The 16,729-nt window shown below is 43.2% G+C and carries 14 protein-coding genes, 1 tRNA gene and 2 pseudogenes; 10 read left to right on the forward strand and 7 right to left on the reverse strand.

Annotation, left to right across the window (positions count from 1 at the left end; genetic code table 11):
• Complete coding sequence (queA, locus tag GWK51_RS15280; protein ID WP_161934357.1) at positions 1–1,038, reverse strand: tRNA preQ1(34) S-adenosylmethionine ribosyltransferase-isomerase QueA; 1,038 nt, start codon at positions 1,036–1,038, stop codon at positions 1–3.
• A gap of 168 nt (positions 1,039–1,206) precedes the next feature.
• Here queA and GWK51_RS15285 point away from each other — a divergent pair.
• The 5 genes from GWK51_RS15285 (at position 1,207) to GWK51_RS15305 (ending at position 5,344) form a co-directional block, all read left to right on the forward strand.
• A tRNA-Leu gene (locus GWK51_RS15285) sits at positions 1,207–1,293 on the forward strand.
• Positions 1,294–1,455: 162 nt separating this feature from the next.
• The gene (locus GWK51_RS15290) at positions 1,456–2,877 is read left to right on the forward strand and encodes a tyrosine-type recombinase/integrase (RefSeq protein WP_140986578.1); all 1,422 of its coding nucleotides are present in this window, start codon (positions 1,456–1,458) and stop codon (positions 2,875–2,877) included.
• 425 nt (positions 2,878–3,302) lie between these two features.
• Positions 3,303–3,818: a hypothetical protein gene (locus GWK51_RS15295; RefSeq protein ID WP_161934358.1), complete on the forward strand. Its 516-nt coding sequence runs from the start codon at positions 3,303–3,305 to the stop codon at positions 3,816–3,818.
• Positions 3,819–3,828: 10 nt separating this feature from the next.
• A complete protein-coding gene (locus GWK51_RS15300) occupies positions 3,829–4,053 on the forward strand; it encodes a hypothetical protein (protein WP_161934359.1) in 225 nt (74 codons plus the stop codon).
• Positions 4,054–4,192: 139 nt separating this feature from the next.
• A complete protein-coding gene (locus GWK51_RS15305; protein WP_161934360.1) occupies positions 4,193–5,344 on the forward strand; it encodes a hypothetical protein in 1,152 nt (383 codons plus the stop codon).
• Positions 5,345–6,101: 757 nt separating this feature from the next.
• On the opposite strand, the gene GWK51_RS15310 is transcribed toward GWK51_RS15305, so the two are convergent.
• Complete coding sequence (locus GWK51_RS15310) at positions 6,102–6,377, reverse strand: hypothetical protein (RefSeq protein WP_161934361.1); 276 nt, start codon at positions 6,375–6,377, stop codon at positions 6,102–6,104.
• 254 nt (positions 6,378–6,631) lie between these two features.
• On the opposite strand from GWK51_RS15310, the gene GWK51_RS15315 reads away from it, so the two are divergent.
• The 4 genes from GWK51_RS15315 (at position 6,632) to GWK51_RS16825 (ending at position 9,142) form a co-directional block, all read left to right on the forward strand.
• Positions 6,632–6,820 carry a hypothetical protein gene (locus tag GWK51_RS15315; protein WP_161934362.1) on the forward strand — a complete coding sequence of 63 codons (189 nt, stop codon included), beginning with the start codon at positions 6,632–6,634 and terminating at the stop codon, positions 6,818–6,820.
• 404 nt (positions 6,821–7,224) lie between these two features.
• Positions 7,225–7,758, forward strand: coding sequence for a DUF2939 domain-containing protein (locus tag GWK51_RS15320; protein WP_161934363.1), 534 nt, complete (start codon positions 7,225–7,227; stop codon positions 7,756–7,758).
• Between the two features lie 19 nt (positions 7,759–7,777).
• The gene (locus GWK51_RS15325; RefSeq protein WP_161934364.1) at positions 7,778–8,305 is read left to right on the forward strand and encodes a hypothetical protein; all 528 of its coding nucleotides are present in this window, start codon (positions 7,778–7,780) and stop codon (positions 8,303–8,305) included.
• Between the two features lie 543 nt (positions 8,306–8,848).
• Entirely contained in the window at positions 8,849–9,142 is a 294-nt protein-coding gene (locus GWK51_RS16825) for a WYL domain-containing protein (protein ID WP_407925995.1), read from the forward strand.
• A gap of 179 nt (positions 9,143–9,321) precedes the next feature.
• On the opposite strand, the pseudogene ttdB reads toward GWK51_RS16825, so the two are convergent.
• The 3 genes and pseudogenes from ttdB to GWK51_RS15340 form a co-directional block, all read right to left on the reverse strand.
• Positions 9,322–9,931 (reverse strand): annotated as a pseudogene (gene ttdB, locus GWK51_RS15330) (L(+)-tartrate dehydratase subunit beta).
• On the reverse strand, positions 9,928–10,827 hold the full coding sequence (gene ttdA / locus GWK51_RS15335; protein WP_161934365.1) for a L(+)-tartrate dehydratase subunit alpha: 900 nt from the start codon (positions 10,825–10,827) through the stop codon (positions 9,928–9,930). The pseudogene ttdB and the gene ttdA overlap by 4 nt, the downstream one beginning before the upstream one ends.
• 53 nt (positions 10,828–10,880) lie before the next feature.
• Positions 10,881–12,186: pseudogene (locus GWK51_RS15340) on the reverse strand (MFS transporter).
• Between the two features lie 245 nt (positions 12,187–12,431).
• Between GWK51_RS15340 and GWK51_RS15345 the strand changes: the two are divergent.
• Complete coding sequence (locus GWK51_RS15345) at positions 12,432–13,355, forward strand: LysR family transcriptional regulator (RefSeq protein WP_100242031.1); 924 nt, start codon at positions 12,432–12,434, stop codon at positions 13,353–13,355.
• Between the two features lie 118 nt (positions 13,356–13,473).
• Here the strand turns inward: GWK51_RS15345 and GWK51_RS15350 are convergent, their stop codons facing one another.
• The gene (locus tag GWK51_RS15350; RefSeq protein ID WP_161934366.1) at positions 13,474–14,688 is read right to left on the reverse strand and encodes an amino acid aminotransferase; all 1,215 of its coding nucleotides are present in this window, start codon (positions 14,686–14,688) and stop codon (positions 13,474–13,476) included.
• A gap of 166 nt (positions 14,689–14,854) precedes the next feature.
• Entirely contained in the window at positions 14,855–16,252 is a 1,398-nt protein-coding gene (locus GWK51_RS15355) for an amino acid permease (RefSeq protein ID WP_161934367.1), read from the reverse strand.
• Positions 16,253–16,729: the final 477 nt, after the last annotated feature.

A 16,729-nucleotide genomic window follows, 5' to 3' on the forward strand; every position in this document is an offset into this window, starting at 1 on the left:
TTATCCTGTATAGCGGTCAATCAACATCGCATCGCCATAGCTGAAGAAACGATATTGTGCAGCTACCGCATGTTGGTAGGCATTCAAAATGTTCTCGCGATTGGAGAGTGCCGAAACCAACATCAGTAAAGTCGATTCAGGCAAGTGGAAGTTGGTAATGAGACGGTCAACCACTTTAAAATCATAACCTGGATAAATGAAAATTTGCGTGTCACCAACCCAAGCATCGAGTACACCGCCATGTGCTTGTGCAGCACTTTCCACGGCACGGGTTGCCGTGGTACCGACAGCAATGACTTTATTGCCACGCGCCTTGGTTTGACGGATCAGCTCAACCGTTGCAGCGGGAACATCGCACCATTCACTGTGCATAATATGATTGGCAATATCATCGGTACGTACTGGCAGGAACGTACCTGCGCCCACGTGCAATGTCACAAATGCTTTACTGATGCCTTTGGCTTCTAGTTTTTCTAGTAAAGTTTGATCGAAGTGCAAGCTGGCAGTAGGGGCAGCCACACTGGCCAGTTTAGTCGGATCATTAAATACCGTTTGATAGCGTTCAGTATCAATGGCTTCCGCTTCACGGTTGAAATACGGGGGAATCGGTAACTGACCACAACGATCTAAGACCTCTAGAATCGGCTGCGAAAATTCGACAATGAACAGATTTTCATGGCGACCTTGCACCGTGACTTTAATTTCTTCTGCACCAATAAACAGTTCTGCACCCGCTTTCGGCGAGTTGCTGGCTTTAATATGGCAATGTGCGATATGGGCATCTTGCAGACGCTCGACCAGCACTTCAACGGCACCACCTGTGGCACGCTTGCCTTTGAGGCGCGCTTTCATCACTTTGGTATCGTTCAGAACCAACAGATCGCCGTCATTGAGTAAATCCAGAATGTCGGTAAATTGATGGTCGTGATATTGACCTTGCGCATCTAAATGCAGCAAACGTGATGCGCTACGCGTGTCTAAAGGATATCGAGCAATCAGCTCATCAGGGAGATCAAAATTGAAGTCAGAAAGTTGCATGACACATTTCGCTAAAAAAACTGGCTGTAGTATATGCTTTTTTTCATTTTTTGCTTGAAATTGGTTAAATAAGAATCTAAAAAAACCATTCTGTTGTAAAAGTAACCAAATGTGAGAAATTGGCGTTGACAAGTTTTTCAAACAGGTTAATATACGCATCAACACCTACCCGAGGTGGTGAAATTGGTAGACGCGGCGGACTCAAAATCCGCTGTCAGAGATGACGTGTCGGTTCGAGTCCGACCCTCGGGACCACAGATATATAATTATATGCCAATTGATAGCATGTAAGCTTCGAAAGCCCTGATAATTCAGGGCTTTGTTGTTTCTATATGCCAACTCATACCTATACACATCCAAACGTTTTAAAGATACGATTAAAGATACAAGACATTTTTTGGTATTTATATCTTTATCATGGCAAAAATCGTCAAACCACTCACTGATACTAAATGCGCATCTGCGAAGCCCAAAGTGGATTCGCAAGGCAAACCTGTCAATAACAAACTTGCAGATGGGAATGGGCTTTATCTTATTGTCAGACCATCGGGCAGGAAAACGTGGCAATTCATTTATGGGCGAAAGAACTATTTAAATGCCAAAGGTAAGCCAACGGACGGCGTTATCACGATAGGCGATTACTCTAAAGCTGGCGTCAAAGGGGTGCTTATTTCGCTAGATGCTGCGCGAGAGAAGCGCAAAAACTACTTATCTCTGATAGAGAATGGTATTGATCCAATCGATTTTATAAAAATTGAAGATGAAAAAATTAATCATCGATTTGACTTTGAGTCGATAACACGAGATTGGCATGTGGCTTATGCAAAGTCTTCGGGTTCCCAAGATTCGACAATCTCAAAATCCTTACGAAGTTTCGAGATGTATGTATTTCCCTTGATTGGGGTGAAACTCGTAGATGAAATCAAGCCGCGCGATTTGAGTATAGTTTTGGAGCACATTGAAGAAAAAGGCTTCGTTGAAGTGGTCGATAAAGTAAAACGTAGACTAGCGGCTATTTTTGCTCACGCGGTCAGTAAGGGGTATATCGAACAAAGTCCTGCGATTCACTTAAAAGGGGCATTGACTCAGAAAAGTGAAGAGAAACATCATCCGAAGTTGCCGCTGGATAGACTATGTGAGCTTTTTCAAAGGCTTAAAAATGACACTGGGAATCCACTCACTAAGCTTTATGTCGAGTTTGCATTGCACACTTTTGCTCGTTCCAGTGAAATGATGTTTGCACGCTGGGATGAGTTTGATTTCGATAAAAGTATCTGGACGATCCCTGCAACTCGCATCCCTGTAGAAGGATGCAAAAATTCACATCGTGGTGCAAAAATGCGAAGAGAGCATATTGTGCCGTTATCGCGCCAAGTTAAAGACATCCTCATGGAGGTACGGGCTTACAGCGGTGTGAGCAAGCATGTATTTCCTGCTGACCATGACTTAAACAAATTCATCAGTGAGAATACCGTCAACAAGACGTTGCAGCGCATGAAGTACAATACTAAAACGGATGTATGCTTGCATGGCTTTCGCGGAATGGCACGCGGTGCTTTGGGTTTGAGCGGTTTGTTTGATCGAGATGCGATTGAACGTCAAATGAGTCACAAGACTGATAATGCGATTGAGTGGGCATACACGCATCATGTTGATTTTATGGAAGAGCGGAAAATTATGATGGAGTGGTGGGGTGACTACCTTGAGCTAAATCACGATAAATTTATTTCGCCTCAGGAGTTCAGAGAGTCTTTATTGCGAGATGCACGGAGTGGCGTTCAAAGTTTTAAATATGGAAAACTTACGAAGATTCAGATGGCGATGTTGTCAGCGGGTTAATCAAGCTTGGTTGTTAATTGCTCAAACACAAAACTATTTTCTAAAAAGTAGGTTGGTGCTCACTAAAATAAGAGAAATACATATGAATGCATGGAGACCCTTAGAGTGCTATCAATTCAACCTCTACGACTGTCGATGAATAAAGTTTGCGAACTGTTGGATATTACACGTGAAGGATTGCGGAAATTGCAGATGAATGACCCAACCTTTCCGAAGCCATTAAAGGCAGGGGGCTCTAGGCAGTGTCGCGTTTATTATGATTATGCCTCTCTCATTGAGTGGCACGAGAAGCAAAAGCTCGCGGCTTAGTTGTGCGCTAATTCAATATGGGGGCTAAAGCCTCCATTTTTTCCAATAGTGGTTTTTTATTCCTACTTCTTGTTGTATAATTAGCGCTCGAAAAGCACGCCACACAAAGGATTGATATGGCAAGAACAAAGTTACTAACTCGCTCTCAAGCAGCACAGAGGTTGCACGAAGCGGACAAATCAAAAACAGCCATCCAGTGGAATACGTTCTTAAACGACAACTCCAAACCAAGAGTGAAGCCTGAAAAGCGTATTCCGTACGAGCGCACCATCCACAACATTGCCATGTATCGTTTGTCTGACCTTGAGGTGTTTATCGCCAAGCGTAAAGAGCAAGCACAAGCGAAGCGTGAAATAGCCAAACAGTCACGGGTAGCGGATTTGACGGCACACTTCGGTTTGGCTGACCAAGAGAATGAAAACTCATTCGGGCAAAACTTTGGATATGTTTGGAAAGGTGCATCGGTGAATTTGATCGCTGATAATGCTGAACGTGGGCAGCCCAACGCGGTCTCTATTCAATTACAGATCAACCATCCTTTGCGAGTATCAGCACTGACAACAGCTCAAGCTGAAGCTTTCGCGAATGAGATTCTTGAAGCAGTGGCGCAAGCCAAGCGCTTGGGACTATAGGAGATAGAGCATGGATGCTCATACAGAAAACTGCCTACACGCGATTGAAACAACGCTTGCGATCAGCGAAGCAAAACAGCTCAAAGCCGATCGGGTTTGGCTAAACGCTGGTAATCAGCAATACACAGTTGCTTTTGATCATGGTACAGATCGAACCGCATTTACCATGACGCGGCAACAGTTTGAAGGCTTACTAGAAGGTGCCTTGTTGTTAGATTACAACTTGCCCAGTTAAGACCAAACTATAGCCAATAAAAAAGGAAGCGCTGAAACGCTTCCTTTTCCAATTTGCAAGGTTGGCAAAACCAAGCTAGTGGCGTACTGGACAGGAGTCATTTTAGCAGATTTTGTCATGAAAATCAGTTGAGTAGGACATGGAAAACACAGGATTTTTCAACGTACGTGAGCAGGAAGAAACAGAGTGGCTGCTCGCGGAAGTGGATGTAATGATCTCTGAATTGTGCAATGACGGTGGGCATCATGCCGTCAAAACAGATACACCAACGAAGGAGGTTCACGCACTTCTAGACGCTTATCAGGAGCGCGTAGCAGAAAATGCAAAGCAAGCAGAGATCATGGAGATCGAAATCTATAGCGACATCAACACGTACGGATTTGCTAAGGAGATGGTGCTCACATCGGTAAAGATCGAAGCTGTGATTGATTGGCTGGATTTGAGGTTCACCGTAGACCCAGCGGTATGTTCATTCCATAGAGCGCCTAAAGCGCGTAGCCACATCAAAGCATTTCTAACTCGGGAAACAGGAACTAGACATTACATCAAGCCCGATGAATCAGATGTCACGCAAGATGGAGAGTCATTCACTATCAGGCTGCACGACATTCGCAACGCGAAAGATTTAAGGCAAATCACTGGCTTGCTAGAAGCGCAGTACGGTGCTCGATATGACACGATGACCATTGATGCAATAGAACTGTCTCTCGACCTCGATGGCGCAAGGAACACAGCGTTACTTGTCGCGTTACATAAGTCGATGATGTACTCAGAAGATGCAAGTAAGTTCAGGATTTACAAGACAAAAGGAACTAAGCGCAGCATTCCTACATCACCATCAGAACTGGTCGAGTTACTTAATGAAGGCTACAACATTGGCATGGGGGATCATCGGACAGACGAGCTTTGCATTCGTGCTTACTTCAAGCGCACCGACAAAGGTGGTCTAGCGTTACCATCGACTAAACACAGATTGCGGTTTGAGGTTACTTTGAGCAAGTCCGTGTTCGAGCATGATGGAGTTGATTGTTACCTCAATAATTTATCGCAAATCATCACGCGTGGCTTCAAGAAATTACGCTTCACCAAGTTGAGTAAACACGCGACGCCTGAAGAGCGGTTTGTATACCGACATGAAGTTCAGCCGTTTGGGAAAGAACAGCCTATAGCCATCAGCCGAAGCAGACATCCTCGCCCCTTCGCTGATGGAATTGAAGTGCATAGCCAGCTCAATGAAGCGAAAAGAACGGCTGTGCGATCGCTTGCCAACTCGTTTGCCAAGAAGTTCTGATTTCGCAATTTTCGGTACACTTTTGTTTGACGCCATTCAACCCGACGCCGTGTAGCGCATGGTCTAGGGTGGTTTTGGCGGTTTCAGGTCGCCTAAAGACATTAGTATCTATACTTACTTAATTACTCTACGAGAGGATGAGCGCTAGCGAATCCGAACGTATAAACAACACCTCACTACAGCAGCCGCAATTCAAATTGTCTTCGCCCCAGCTCCGACAATTTTCATTCAATGCGACCACCACCGACCAAGCACCAACAAGATCACAGCCGCAGTTTCAGTCTTGCTACGCCTCAGCTTCGCAAAACTTCAATCATGCGAGCCGATCATATCGAGCATGACACCTACCGTCTCAGGTGGTGGAAGTCTTAGAAAAAAGACGAAGTGGCGAATGCCCTACAGTCGTCGAACGGGAGTAAATTTGAGCGGTCTTATAGATCAGCAGACTAACTTCATAAATGCTACAAGCCAATTTAATGCGGTTTATAGCACTTTTAACATCAAGCTGATGATTTTCGTGTCAAACGGTTTAAACGCGCTAGAAACGTAAATGATGAGCAATTAGGGTGGTATTCGGTAGTCATTCACTCAGATTGACTCAAGCGCTGGCTAGGCTTGGTACAGGCAATAAAAAACGGGCAAGTTTCCCTGCCCGCTCCTCGACTGGAGTTGTGGCCTAAAGTTCACTTGCGGAACGGTAGCTCGAAACGCATAAACCCAAAAGGTAAAGTTGAAATAACTCTCGTACTTTGATCTGTCAAGAGTCTGACTGCGGCTCATAGTAGAATTGTCGGAAATAGTCGGCAATTCCTGGCACAGCGTCGATTCTCTCAATCTCTTTGGTGGCTTGTTTAACTTTCGCCAAACCCCAACGATGTAGGCAGTAACATAAAACCGCAATTACAAGGCAAGGGAAGAAGAAGATGCCGATCACACCGAAGATCATTACGGACACCAAGCATTGTTGCGCTTTCTGTTCGTGCCAAGATTTCTCTTTGACCATCTGGATGAGATATTCACAAAGCTCGTCCATTTCTTTCGTGCGTTCCAGTTCCATTCTTCCCCCTTGTATTTTTTGAAAGTAAGCTGTTTTAAGTTCTACTTAGTTAATATTTTTCAAAAAATTAGTGAGAAGTGGTATTTTGCAGAGTATCAAATAGAGCAAATATTGGGCGATCAATTAAACATATCTATTCAACTGGTTGTTAATTGCACATAGTCACTGCGCGCTTATCTCACTCTATGACATAAAGTAAGAGTCCCTTTAAAAATCCTACGGGACAAATCATGCAAGTGACATTTTTGACAACCGATGAAGTTGCAGACCTAATTGAACTACACGAAAGTGCAGATAGTTTAGTTGTTATGCAAGAAACAGCGAATGAGGTTGTTTACAGTCTTCGGGATGATCATACAGGCGAGCAAGTCTTGATTAATACGCCTTGTAGCAGTTACTTGGTTACACGTGGCGCTTGAGCTTCATGCTTCAATGAGTCCTAAATGGCGTTGAAATGCGAAGCCGACTCGTCGTAGTCGGCTTTTTTATTGAAAAAAATAATTACTTTTGTTGAGTGGAGCAGGAGGGTTACTGAAGTGAATCATTCGGTGGATGGATTTTGTAATGAAGATACGAATGCAGATATGAATAAGGTTGGTTTTAATTTAAATTTATAAAAAATAATAACTTGTGATTTAAGTTTGGTTCTGACCCTCGGACCAAATATTAGAAAGCCCTCAAGCATATTAAGACTTGGGGGCTTTTTTATTGTCTCCATCTTTTTATCTGGCCTTAATCACTTTTTGATGATCTTTTTCAGCTTTTGATTCCGTCCATAACAGGCTATGTTATGACGGAAGGTCACATGATTTGGAAAAGAACAATGAATAAGAAAATGACTGGGTCCATAGTCGGGCTGCTGCTGATTATTTTCGCTTATTTCTATGCCACGCCTTATCTGGTGTTAAATAAGATGAAAAATGCTGCCCAAGCAGGAGATAGTGCCAAAGTCTCTGAATATATTGATTATCCGAGCGTACGAAAAAGTCTAAAAGATCAGATCAATTCGCACATGCTTCAAGAACTAGGCATCGATGAACAAAGCCGTTTGGCAAATTTGGGACAAAAGCTGGCTTCGACGCTGTTAGATAATATGATCGATCATGTGGTGACACCAGAGGGAATGACCATGGTGTTACAAGGGCAAGGTCTAAAAGAAATCTATCAAGCGAAAGTCACACAAGAAACTGCTGAAGTCAAACAACAACATAAGCTCCAATATAAAGCAGGGTATACTTCTTGGCAGAATTTTGAAGTACAGATTCAAGCTCCTGAGTATTCAAGAGGGGTCAAAATCAATATGGTACGAGATGGTTTGAGTTGGAAGGTTAATCAGGTTAGCGTTCCATTGCAGTAAGTAAGTTTAGAGTAAGTCGATGTTTGGTAAACAGAAAATACAATCAGCACCTAAGCAGCCAGTTAAAATGATGCTGGCGATTGGGTTGGTTGTAGCAGCATTATTCGCGAGTGCGGGTGTGTTTTATTATTATGTCATTTTTGTGCCGAAGCTCGAGCAGCAAAAACTTGATTTGGAGCAACAAAAAATCAAGCAAAAGCAAGAAGAGCAAAAGGCACTCAAGAAAAAACAATGGCAAGCCGAACAGCGCAAACAGGTTTATCAAAATTGCCTGAATGATGCGGAGCAGAGTTATAACAACCACTGGGCAAATACATGTCAGCAGATTGTGGAACAGGATCAGAACAATCTAGAGCAATGTTTAAATGATCGTCGGGTGATGCTTAATCCATTTAAGGGTGAGGCTTATTGTCGAGAATTGTTTGGCAACACTGAATTCAATGCCAATTGTGAGCTGCCAGTAGACGTTGCTGATCAATTAGAGCGAAATCGGGTACAGGCTAAACAGACCTGTGCCAGTGAAGCTCAAAATATGGTGTTCCAGTAAAGTATTATTTAAGCTCCGAAGTACTTGAATTGGTGTATTTTCTGATTCAAGTATTCGGTATTCTTTTAAGAGATACAGCGTTGCTGCTCTATAGAGGCTTTATATCTTTTGTTTTTTAAAATGTCGTGAATTGGCAAAATATTCAATATAAATGATAGAGATAATACGCTTCCTAGTTTATGTCCTGTATATTTAATCTATCGATCTAAACTGTGTTTGCATAAAGAAATTAGAAAATTAACTGAACATCACTTCAAGAGAAAATAATTCAAGTAAATTGCATAATGACATCGTATCTATAAATCTATTTTTGATATTTAGTTAAAATTGATACTAAATTTGAATCAATTATTGAAAAGTAGTTTGCTACAATCACGCATTCTTTCAAACTATTCAAAATAGATAAAGAATTTAACACACATAAAGAGGTGCGGTTTGAAGGCTGAAATTGCGGGCACTGTTTTGACGGTGGTTTTATTTGCTGGTTTGCTTTGGGTTGGGCGCAGAAAGCTCAAGCATGATGCTGTGTGTCCGCTAAATCAAATGGAGCAAGCGCTTCCGGCTCATGTCGAGGAGCCTGCTTGCGTATGCGAGCCATGTAAAACCCTTGAAATTTTGTATCAAAATTCGAAAGGTCAAATGACAATTCGGGATATTGATGTGCTTCGTGTCTATCAAGACAATCAGCAATGGTGCGTCGAGGCATTTTGTCATTTGCTTACGGAGCAACGTATATTTAAGGTTGAACAAATTAAATGCTTAAAATGTCCAAAGCATTGTTCTCGTTTAATTAATTCGGCTGAAATTTTGGAATATTTAACTAAGCATATCACATGATTTTTTAATAAGCTGTTGTTTCATATATGGTGAATAAAACCAGATGATTTGAGCGGCATCAGTTATTAAGAGAGTGCTATTTTATCAGATGTTAAAATAATTAAATCCGAGATGAATCTTGTAAATAAACCAGCTTCTTGAAAACGAATGTTCAAGAAGCTGCTGTTGAGTGAAATTGATTATTTAATAAAACTCAATTCTTTGCTAATGCGCTCTAGCACAGGTTTTTTCTTGGCTTGGAATTGCGTTTTATTTTGCTGAATTAAATTATTGCCATGCGTATCAATCGAGATAATCAAAGGGCCAAATAATTTTACGCGGTTAATCCACAAAGTTTCAGGCATGCCTAAGTCTTGCCATTCAGCGCCTTCAATTTCCTCGACTTGAGTGGCAGCGAGTACTGCGCAACCGCCTGGGAAAATGGCATGTACCGCTTTATGTTCCTGACAGCCTGCAACGGTTTCAGGTCCCATACCACCTTTACCCACAATCAGTTTGACGCCTGTTTGTTTGATAAACTCACGCTCAAACTTTTCCATACGCATACTGGTGGTGGGTCCAATGGACACCATTTCAAAGCTATCATCATCTTTTTTACGGACGATAGGGCCAGCATGGAAAATGGCGCCACCTTCTAAATTGACAGGCAGTTCACGTCCTTGTTCGATCAAACGACGATGGGCAACATCACGACAAGTCACAAGGCGACCAGTCAAATACNACCACATCACCAATTTTGAGATCTGCTAAATCTTCATCACGCAATGGGGTAGTGAGGACTTTTTTCATAGCACGACTCCTTCGTGTGACAGAATTTCATAAGTCATATCAGGGTTAATTTTGATTTTTCCACGACGGTGTGCCCAACAGCCAGTATTCACAGCCACGCCGATCGTCGATGGATGGCGGGCTGAAGATTCAATGTTCACTCCCATGACACTGTTATTGCCTGTGAGACCTTGTGGTCCAATCCCGATTTCATTTAAACCTTGTTCAAGTAAATTCTCCATTAAGGCTGCGCGAGGATTATCACTTTTCGAGTCGACTGGACGCATAATGGCCAGTTTAGACAAGCGCGCTGCGGTTTCTACCGAAGTGGACACACCGACACCAACCAGTAAAGGAGGACAAGCATTCACGCCACGTTCGGTAATCACATCCATTACAAATTCAGCTACACCTTCATAGCCTTGACCTGGCATCAGGACTTTGGCTGCACCAGGTAGGGTACAACCACCACCTGCCATATATACATCAATGGTACAACTGTCACTGTCAGGCACAATACGCCAGTCCAGCCATGGAATTTGCGTACCAGTATTGGTGCCTGTATTTTTTTCATCAAAGGTTTCTACAGCATTGTGACGCAATGGTCCTGAACGGGTCGCTTCAGCCGTGGCTTCACGAAGAATTTCTTGTAATTCACCCAAGAGAGGGAAATGTGCACCCGCTTCTACAAAATACTGAATCACACCCGTGTCTTGACAGCTTGGGCGATTGAGTCGATCTGCCGCTTCTTGGTTTTCATCCATCGAATCATAAACAGACTTTGCCAGAGGATTAGTTTCGAGGGTTTTAAGTTCAATGAGTTTCTTTTTCACATCTTTAGGTAAGCGTTTACCAATGTAGGCGGTAAATTTGGCCATGGTGTCCGTGAGGGACTGTACGGCAAGTTCTTTGTCCATGGGAGGCTCCTTGTTAAGCGTTCAATTCAGTCAATCAATTCAAAAATAGGGGGTTAGGAATTACTTAATTCAGCTGCACTGACTTTGTCTTTTTTTTGGGTGAAACTTAAGACCAGTGTGATGACAGTCGAAAGAATCAGTAAACCTGCGACGAAATACAGACCGCCTGTGAAACTACCAGTTTGATCTTTGACCCAACCAATCATGGCTGGACCTGCGAACCCACCGAGGTTGCCAATCGAGTTGATGGTGGCAATACCTGTGGCTGCGGCAGCACCTGACAAGAACATGGTTGGCATGCTCCATAGTGGTGGTTTTGAGCAACTAATGCCGACATTGACAATGGTGAGTGCTGCGATTAAACCAATCACGCTACCCGTACCTGCGGCAATCACCAGACCAATGGCAGCGGTAATGCAAGCCAGTGCCACATGCCAAGTGCGTTCATTGGTTTTGTCGGAATGACGCGACCATAAAATCATGGCAATCACGGAGATAATTGGCGGAATGGCATTGAGTAGACCGACAGTCATCGAGCTCACACCGAGTTCTTTAATGATTTGGGGTGCCCAAATACCAAGGGTATATAGACCTGCAGAGGTACCGAAATAAACCAGTGCCAAAGCCAGAACACGTGGGTTGGCTAAGCCACGAAGAATGCTGTGATGTTGCTGGTTGTCTTTGCCCGCATTTTCAGACTGCATGGTCTTGACCAACCACTCCCGTTCATCCTGTTTCAGCCAAGTGGCTTTTTCAGGTCGATCAGTCATGTAAAAGAACACCACCACGCCAAGAATCACCGCAGGTAAAGCTTCAATCAGGAACATCCATTGCCAGCCTGCCAGTCCCATAATGCCGTGCATTTCCAGTAAGGCAGCAGAAATAGGCGAACCAATGGCGGTGGCAATTGGCGCAGCAGCCATAAACAGGGCGATGACACCTGCACGATTGCGCGCTGGGAACCAGAAGCTGAGATAGAGAATAATGCCGGGGAAAAAGCCTGCTTCTGCGACACCCAATAAAAAGCGCATNGACATAAAAACTGGTTGAGCTTTCGACAAAAGCCATGCCCCCTGCAATAATGCCCCACGTGACCATGACACGGGCAATCCAGATGCGGGCGCCGACTTTATGCAGAATAATGTTGGATGGCACTTCAAATAGGAAATAACCTAAAAAGAAAATCCCTGCGCCAAAACCGAGAATAGAAGAGGTAAAGCCCAAATCTTCTTTCATGGTAATGGCGGCAAAACCAATATTGACGCGGTCAATATAAGCAATTAAATACAAAATCATGATAAACGGGACAATACGCCACGTAATTTTACGTAAGGTCCGTTTTTCGATATCCATGTCCATGGCTTATCTCCATATAAGTAGCGTTTACCACTTGATTTGATGTCGAAACATCGCATCTCGTTTGGCGAAAAGGCTCCCCGTTGTGACACCGTAATCCTTACACGGTGGACTTTATGCTCTACTCAAGGTTCCTTGCTTAAGTGAGATCTTTTGTTTGGGGGGTAACGTGATATGGATAATAGAGACTTTGCAAAATGGATGAATCGATATAAAGTTAAATCACTATTGCAAAAAACTGAATAATCATGAACTCAGATACGGAATTGGCATTTTTTTGCTTACTAATAAAACAAGGAAGTTTGGTTGCTACAGCACGTGAATTAAATTTAACACCACCCGCAGTGTCGCGGCGTTTGACGCAAATGGAAGATCGGCTAGGAGTACGTTTGCTGAATCGAACCACGAGACGGATTAGCCTGACGCATGAAGGGGAAATTTATTATGAAAATGCGCTGCGGATTTTAAAAGAAATCGAAGATATGGAGCGCCGTGTGTCTAGTACTCGTTTTGCTCCTAAAGGACTGCTACGGGTGAATGCGCCTTTGGGCTTTGGACGCTCTTATATTGCGCCTGCAATTTCGGATTTTGCCAAAATTTTCCCAGAAGTTGAGGTGCAATTGCAGTTGAGTGATCGTCCTGTCAATCTTCCCGATGAGGCGACGGATGTGGTGATTCGTTTTGGTGAAATTCCAGATTCACGTTTAATTGCACAGAAACTTGCAGCGAATCGACGCTTGTTGTGTGCTTCACCGCTGTATGTAAAAAGTGTCGGAATTCCAGTAACGCCACATGATTTGACTGCACATCAATGTATTGTGATTCGACAGAATGAAGCCGCTTATGGCAACTGGCGCTTAAATTTGGGTGAGCAGGTTGAAACCATTAAGGTACATGGCAATTTGAGCACCAATGATGGTGAAGTTGCCCTAAACTGGGCTTTAGACGGGCAAGGAATTTTGATGCGAGCGGAATGGGATGTCGCCAAATATTTGCGCAGTGGGCGTTTAGTTCAAGTTTTAGAGCAGTACAGCACCCCGCCCGCAGATGTTTATGCCGTCTATTTGGCACGCTTGCAAGATTCTCCACGGGTGGCGTATTTTTTAAATCATCTCAAAGACTATCTGGCAAAACACGTGGATAATTTGGTACAACACCGAACGCTGAATTGAGCGCTGAAATGTTGATTGGTCTTTTAAAAATAAGTGCGTAATTGCAATTTAGGAAATTAAAAACGTAAAAAAACCAAGACTGTTCATCTAAACAATCTTGGTTTTTGAGTACTAAAGATTAAGCTTGAGCAGGTGCTTTTGCTAAAACTTCAGCCATGGCTTTGGCAACGATATAAACGTTGTTCATGTTTAAGCCCGCAACACAGATACGGCCACTACGTACCAAGTAAATTGCATAGTCTTCACGTAAAGTATCGACTTGCTCGCCTGTTAAGCCTGTATAGCTAAACATGCCTTTTTGTTCAACCAAGTAGTTGAAGTCACGGTCAGGCAGCGCTTTGCTGAGTTCATCTTTCAAAATACGACGCATTTTAATAATACGTTCACGCATTTCTTTCACTTCATTTTGCCATTGTTGATTTAACGCTGAGTCATTCAAGACTTGGTCAACCAACCATGCACCTGTTGTAGGAGGGCTAGAGTAGATACGACGTACCGTTGCTTTCAACTGACCAAAAGTGCATTGTGCTGATGCAGCATCATCACATACGAAGGTCAAACCACCCACGCGCTCACCGTAAAGAGAGAAAATCTTAGAGAATGAGTTGCTGACAATGAAGTTCAAGCCCGCTTGGTCAAGTGCACGAATCGCATAAGCATCTTGTTCCATGCCTTCACCAAAGCCTTGGTAAGCGATATCCAAGAATGGAATAAGTTGACGTGCTTTCAATACCGCAATTACTTGATCCCATTGTGCAGGGGTTAAATCAGCACCTGTTGGGTTGTGACAGCAAGGGTGTAATAACACCACGCTTTGTTCAGGCAATTGTTGTAAGCAAGACAACATACCATCAAAGTCTACACCGCGAGTTTCAGCATCGAAGTATGGGTAGAAATGGGTTTTTAAGCCTGCACCATTGAAAATGGCTACATGGTTATCCCAAGTTGGCTGGCTTACCCAAACTTCAGAATTTGGGAAGTAATTTTTTAAAAAGTCTGCACCAACTTTTAGCGCACCCGAACCACCTAAAGTTTGGATGGTTACGGCACGACCACTTTGTACTGCTGGGCTATTTTCACCGAACAGCAAGGCTTGAATGGCGTCACGGTAAGGTTTGAAACCTTCCATTGGTAAATATAATTTGGTTTTGCTTTGTTGTGGCTCAAGACGCTTTTGCGCTTCCATGATTGTTTCAAGCTGAGGCACAATACTGTCTTCGTTGTAGTAAAGACCAATACTTAAATTTACTTTACCTTCACGTGGATCGGTATTGAACTGTTCCATAAGCGACAAAATTGGGTCGCCTGCATAAGGAGGGATATGTTGAAACATGAAAAAATCCTTGATTGTTGCAGCTAGGGTCAAACTGTTCGCGCTTCACATCGCCCAGTTATCGATGCTGATAACTTAAGCCGATTCGCATGGGTTTTGCAAGACCAGATTCATGCTAGGCGAGTCTGGTCTTATATGGGGGAGGACAGGGTTTTATTCAATAGCCTTATTTAAAAGAACTATCGGTATTTAGAATTAAATTGGCTTCCGCAGCTTTGTGTTTACGCTGCTTCATCCAATAGGCCAAACTTAAGCAGCCGACCCACGCAGGAATCATATACACCGCAATGCGCATGTCCGGGGTTAGACTCATAATCACCAGAATGCCTAACATAAAGGCAATACACAGATAATTGGTGAATGGATAAGCCAAGCTTGGGAACAAGGTACTTTGTTGCTGCTGTTGCATGCTTTGACGGAATTTTAAATGCGTGATTGAAATCACCACCCAGTTAATCACAATCGCAGCGACCACCAACATCATCAGTAAGCCAAAGGCTTTTTCTGGGAATACATAATTCAGCAAGACGCACAGCGCAGTGACTAATGCTGAAATAAGAACCGCATTCACAGGAATACCGCGAGTATTAATTTTCTTTAAGAATTGTGGTGCATTGCCTTGTTCTGCCAAGCCGAGCAACATACGGCTGCTGCAATAGCTGGTGCCGTTATAGACCGATACTGCTGCGGTTAAAATCACAAAGTTTAAAGCAGTTGCCACACCATGACTGTCTAACGAAGCAAACACCATCACAAATGGGCTGCCGCCTTGTGCCATTTGATTCCATGGGAATAAGGCTAATAGTACGACTAAGGTGAAGATGTAGAAAATCAAAATGCGGTAAATAATCTGATTGACGGCTTTGGGTAAGGTTTGCTGCGGGTCGCGTGCTTCTGCTGCGGTAATCCCAAACAGTTCAATACCGCCAAAGGCAAAGACAATTGCTGCCATCGCCATGACCAAGCCACTGACGCCATTCGGGAAGAAACCACCCAGTGCCCAAAGGTTGCTGATTGCAGCTTGAGAGCCTGCGCTACCCGTTGCCAGCAAATAAGAGCCAAAACCAATCATTGCAACAATGGCAAGAATTTTGATAATCGAAAACCAAAATTCCATTTCGCCAAACAGTTTCACGTGGAGCAAGTTAATGACATTAATCAAAATAAAGAAGCCGAGTGCCGACATCCACGTCGGAATTTCAGGCCACCAGTATTGTACATACAGTCCGACGGCACTCAGTTCAGCCATGCAGACCAAAACATTCAGCACCCAATAATTCCAGCCAGACATGAAGCCAGCAAAGCGCCCCCAGTACTTATTGGCAAAATAACTGAAAGAACCACTCACAGGTTCTTGCACCACCATTTCGCCCAGTTGGCGCATCATGAAAAACGCGATTAAACCGGCAATGGCATAGCCAAGAATGACTGACGGACCTGCAAGTTTGATGGATTGAGAAATACCGAGGAATAGACCCGTACCGATTGCACCGCCTAGGGCAATCAGCTGGATATGACGGTTGGATAAACCGTGCTTGAGCTGACCGTGATCATTGAGTGACATATGATTCTTCTCATCCTTGTCGTGTAATTATTTCCTAATAAATTACGCATATCATAAATTGATTAAAAAATAATATACAAGTGAAACGCCGAATTATTTTTTATTTCCTATAAAAATAAAAAACTTAGACGCAATTTTGTATGCAGTGCTTACTGTTCAGCATCCATTCTTTCGCAGAAATGCACCAAATATGGGCGTTTATTGTAGCGAGTTCATCGCGGTTTTCTAGCCAATGGTGCTGCTTTAAACAGCACTTGAGTCGCATGGGCTAAGAGCTTGAAAGTGCAATCAATGAATAAAATTATGAATAAAGTAATTAAATTATATATTGCGTAATTTTATAAACTCAGTATGATGAAATGAAGTTGAGCCGATTGTAGCGGTGAAGTGGATAAGAAATTTGAGTTAATCTCATGATTTTTATTCAATAAGTTTAATTTTATCCGCACAGTGAAGCGCAGAATATCGAGAAAATAA

The organism is Acinetobacter kanungonis (assembly GCF_009939195.1).
Classification (GTDB): Bacteria; Pseudomonadota; Gammaproteobacteria; order Pseudomonadales; family Moraxellaceae; genus Acinetobacter; species Acinetobacter kanungonis.

Excerpts from the sequence above, each read along its gene's own strand:
- ttdA (WP_161934365.1), bottom strand. The coding sequence starts at position 10,827 with ATGGACAAAGAACTTGCCGTACAGTCCCTCACGGACACCATGGCCAAA.
- GWK51_RS15305 (WP_161934360.1), top strand. The coding sequence starts at position 4,193 with ATGGAAAACACAGGATTTTTCAACGTACGTGAGCAGGAAGAAACAGAG.
- GWK51_RS15290 (WP_140986578.1), top strand. The coding sequence starts at position 1,456 with ATGGCAAAAATCGTCAAACCACTCACTGATACTAAATGCGCATCTGCG.
- GWK51_RS15300 (WP_161934359.1), top strand. The coding sequence starts at position 3,829 with ATGGATGCTCATACAGAAAACTGCCTACACGCGATTGAAACAACGCTT.
- GWK51_RS15320 (WP_161934363.1), top strand. The coding sequence starts at position 7,225 with ATGAATAAGAAAATGACTGGGTCCATAGTCGGGCTGCTGCTGATTATT.
- GWK51_RS15345 (WP_100242031.1), top strand. The coding sequence starts at position 12,432 with ATGAACTCAGATACGGAATTGGCATTTTTTTGCTTACTAATAAAACAA.
- GWK51_RS16825 (WP_407925995.1), top strand. The coding sequence starts at position 8,849 with ATGGAGCAAGCGCTTCCGGCTCATGTCGAGGAGCCTGCTTGCGTATGC.
- GWK51_RS15310 (WP_161934361.1), bottom strand. The coding sequence starts at position 6,377 with ATGGACGAGCTTTGTGAATATCTCATCCAGATGGTCAAAGAGAAATCT.
- queA (WP_161934357.1), bottom strand. The coding sequence starts at position 1,038 with ATGCAACTTTCTGACTTCAATTTTGATCTCCCTGATGAGCTGATTGCT.
- GWK51_RS15355 (WP_161934367.1), bottom strand. The coding sequence starts at position 16,252 with ATGTCACTCAATGATCACGGTCAGCTCAAGCACGGTTTATCCAACCGT.
- GWK51_RS15350 (WP_161934366.1), bottom strand. The coding sequence starts at position 14,688 with ATGTTTCAACATATCCCTCCTTATGCAGGCGACCCAATTTTGTCGCTT.
- GWK51_RS15295 (WP_161934358.1), top strand. The coding sequence starts at position 3,303 with ATGGCAAGAACAAAGTTACTAACTCGCTCTCAAGCAGCACAGAGGTTG.
- GWK51_RS15325 (WP_161934364.1), top strand. The coding sequence starts at position 7,778 with ATGTTTGGTAAACAGAAAATACAATCAGCACCTAAGCAGCCAGTTAAA.
- GWK51_RS15315 (WP_161934362.1), top strand. The coding sequence starts at position 6,632 with ATGCAAGTGACATTTTTGACAACCGATGAAGTTGCAGACCTAATTGAA.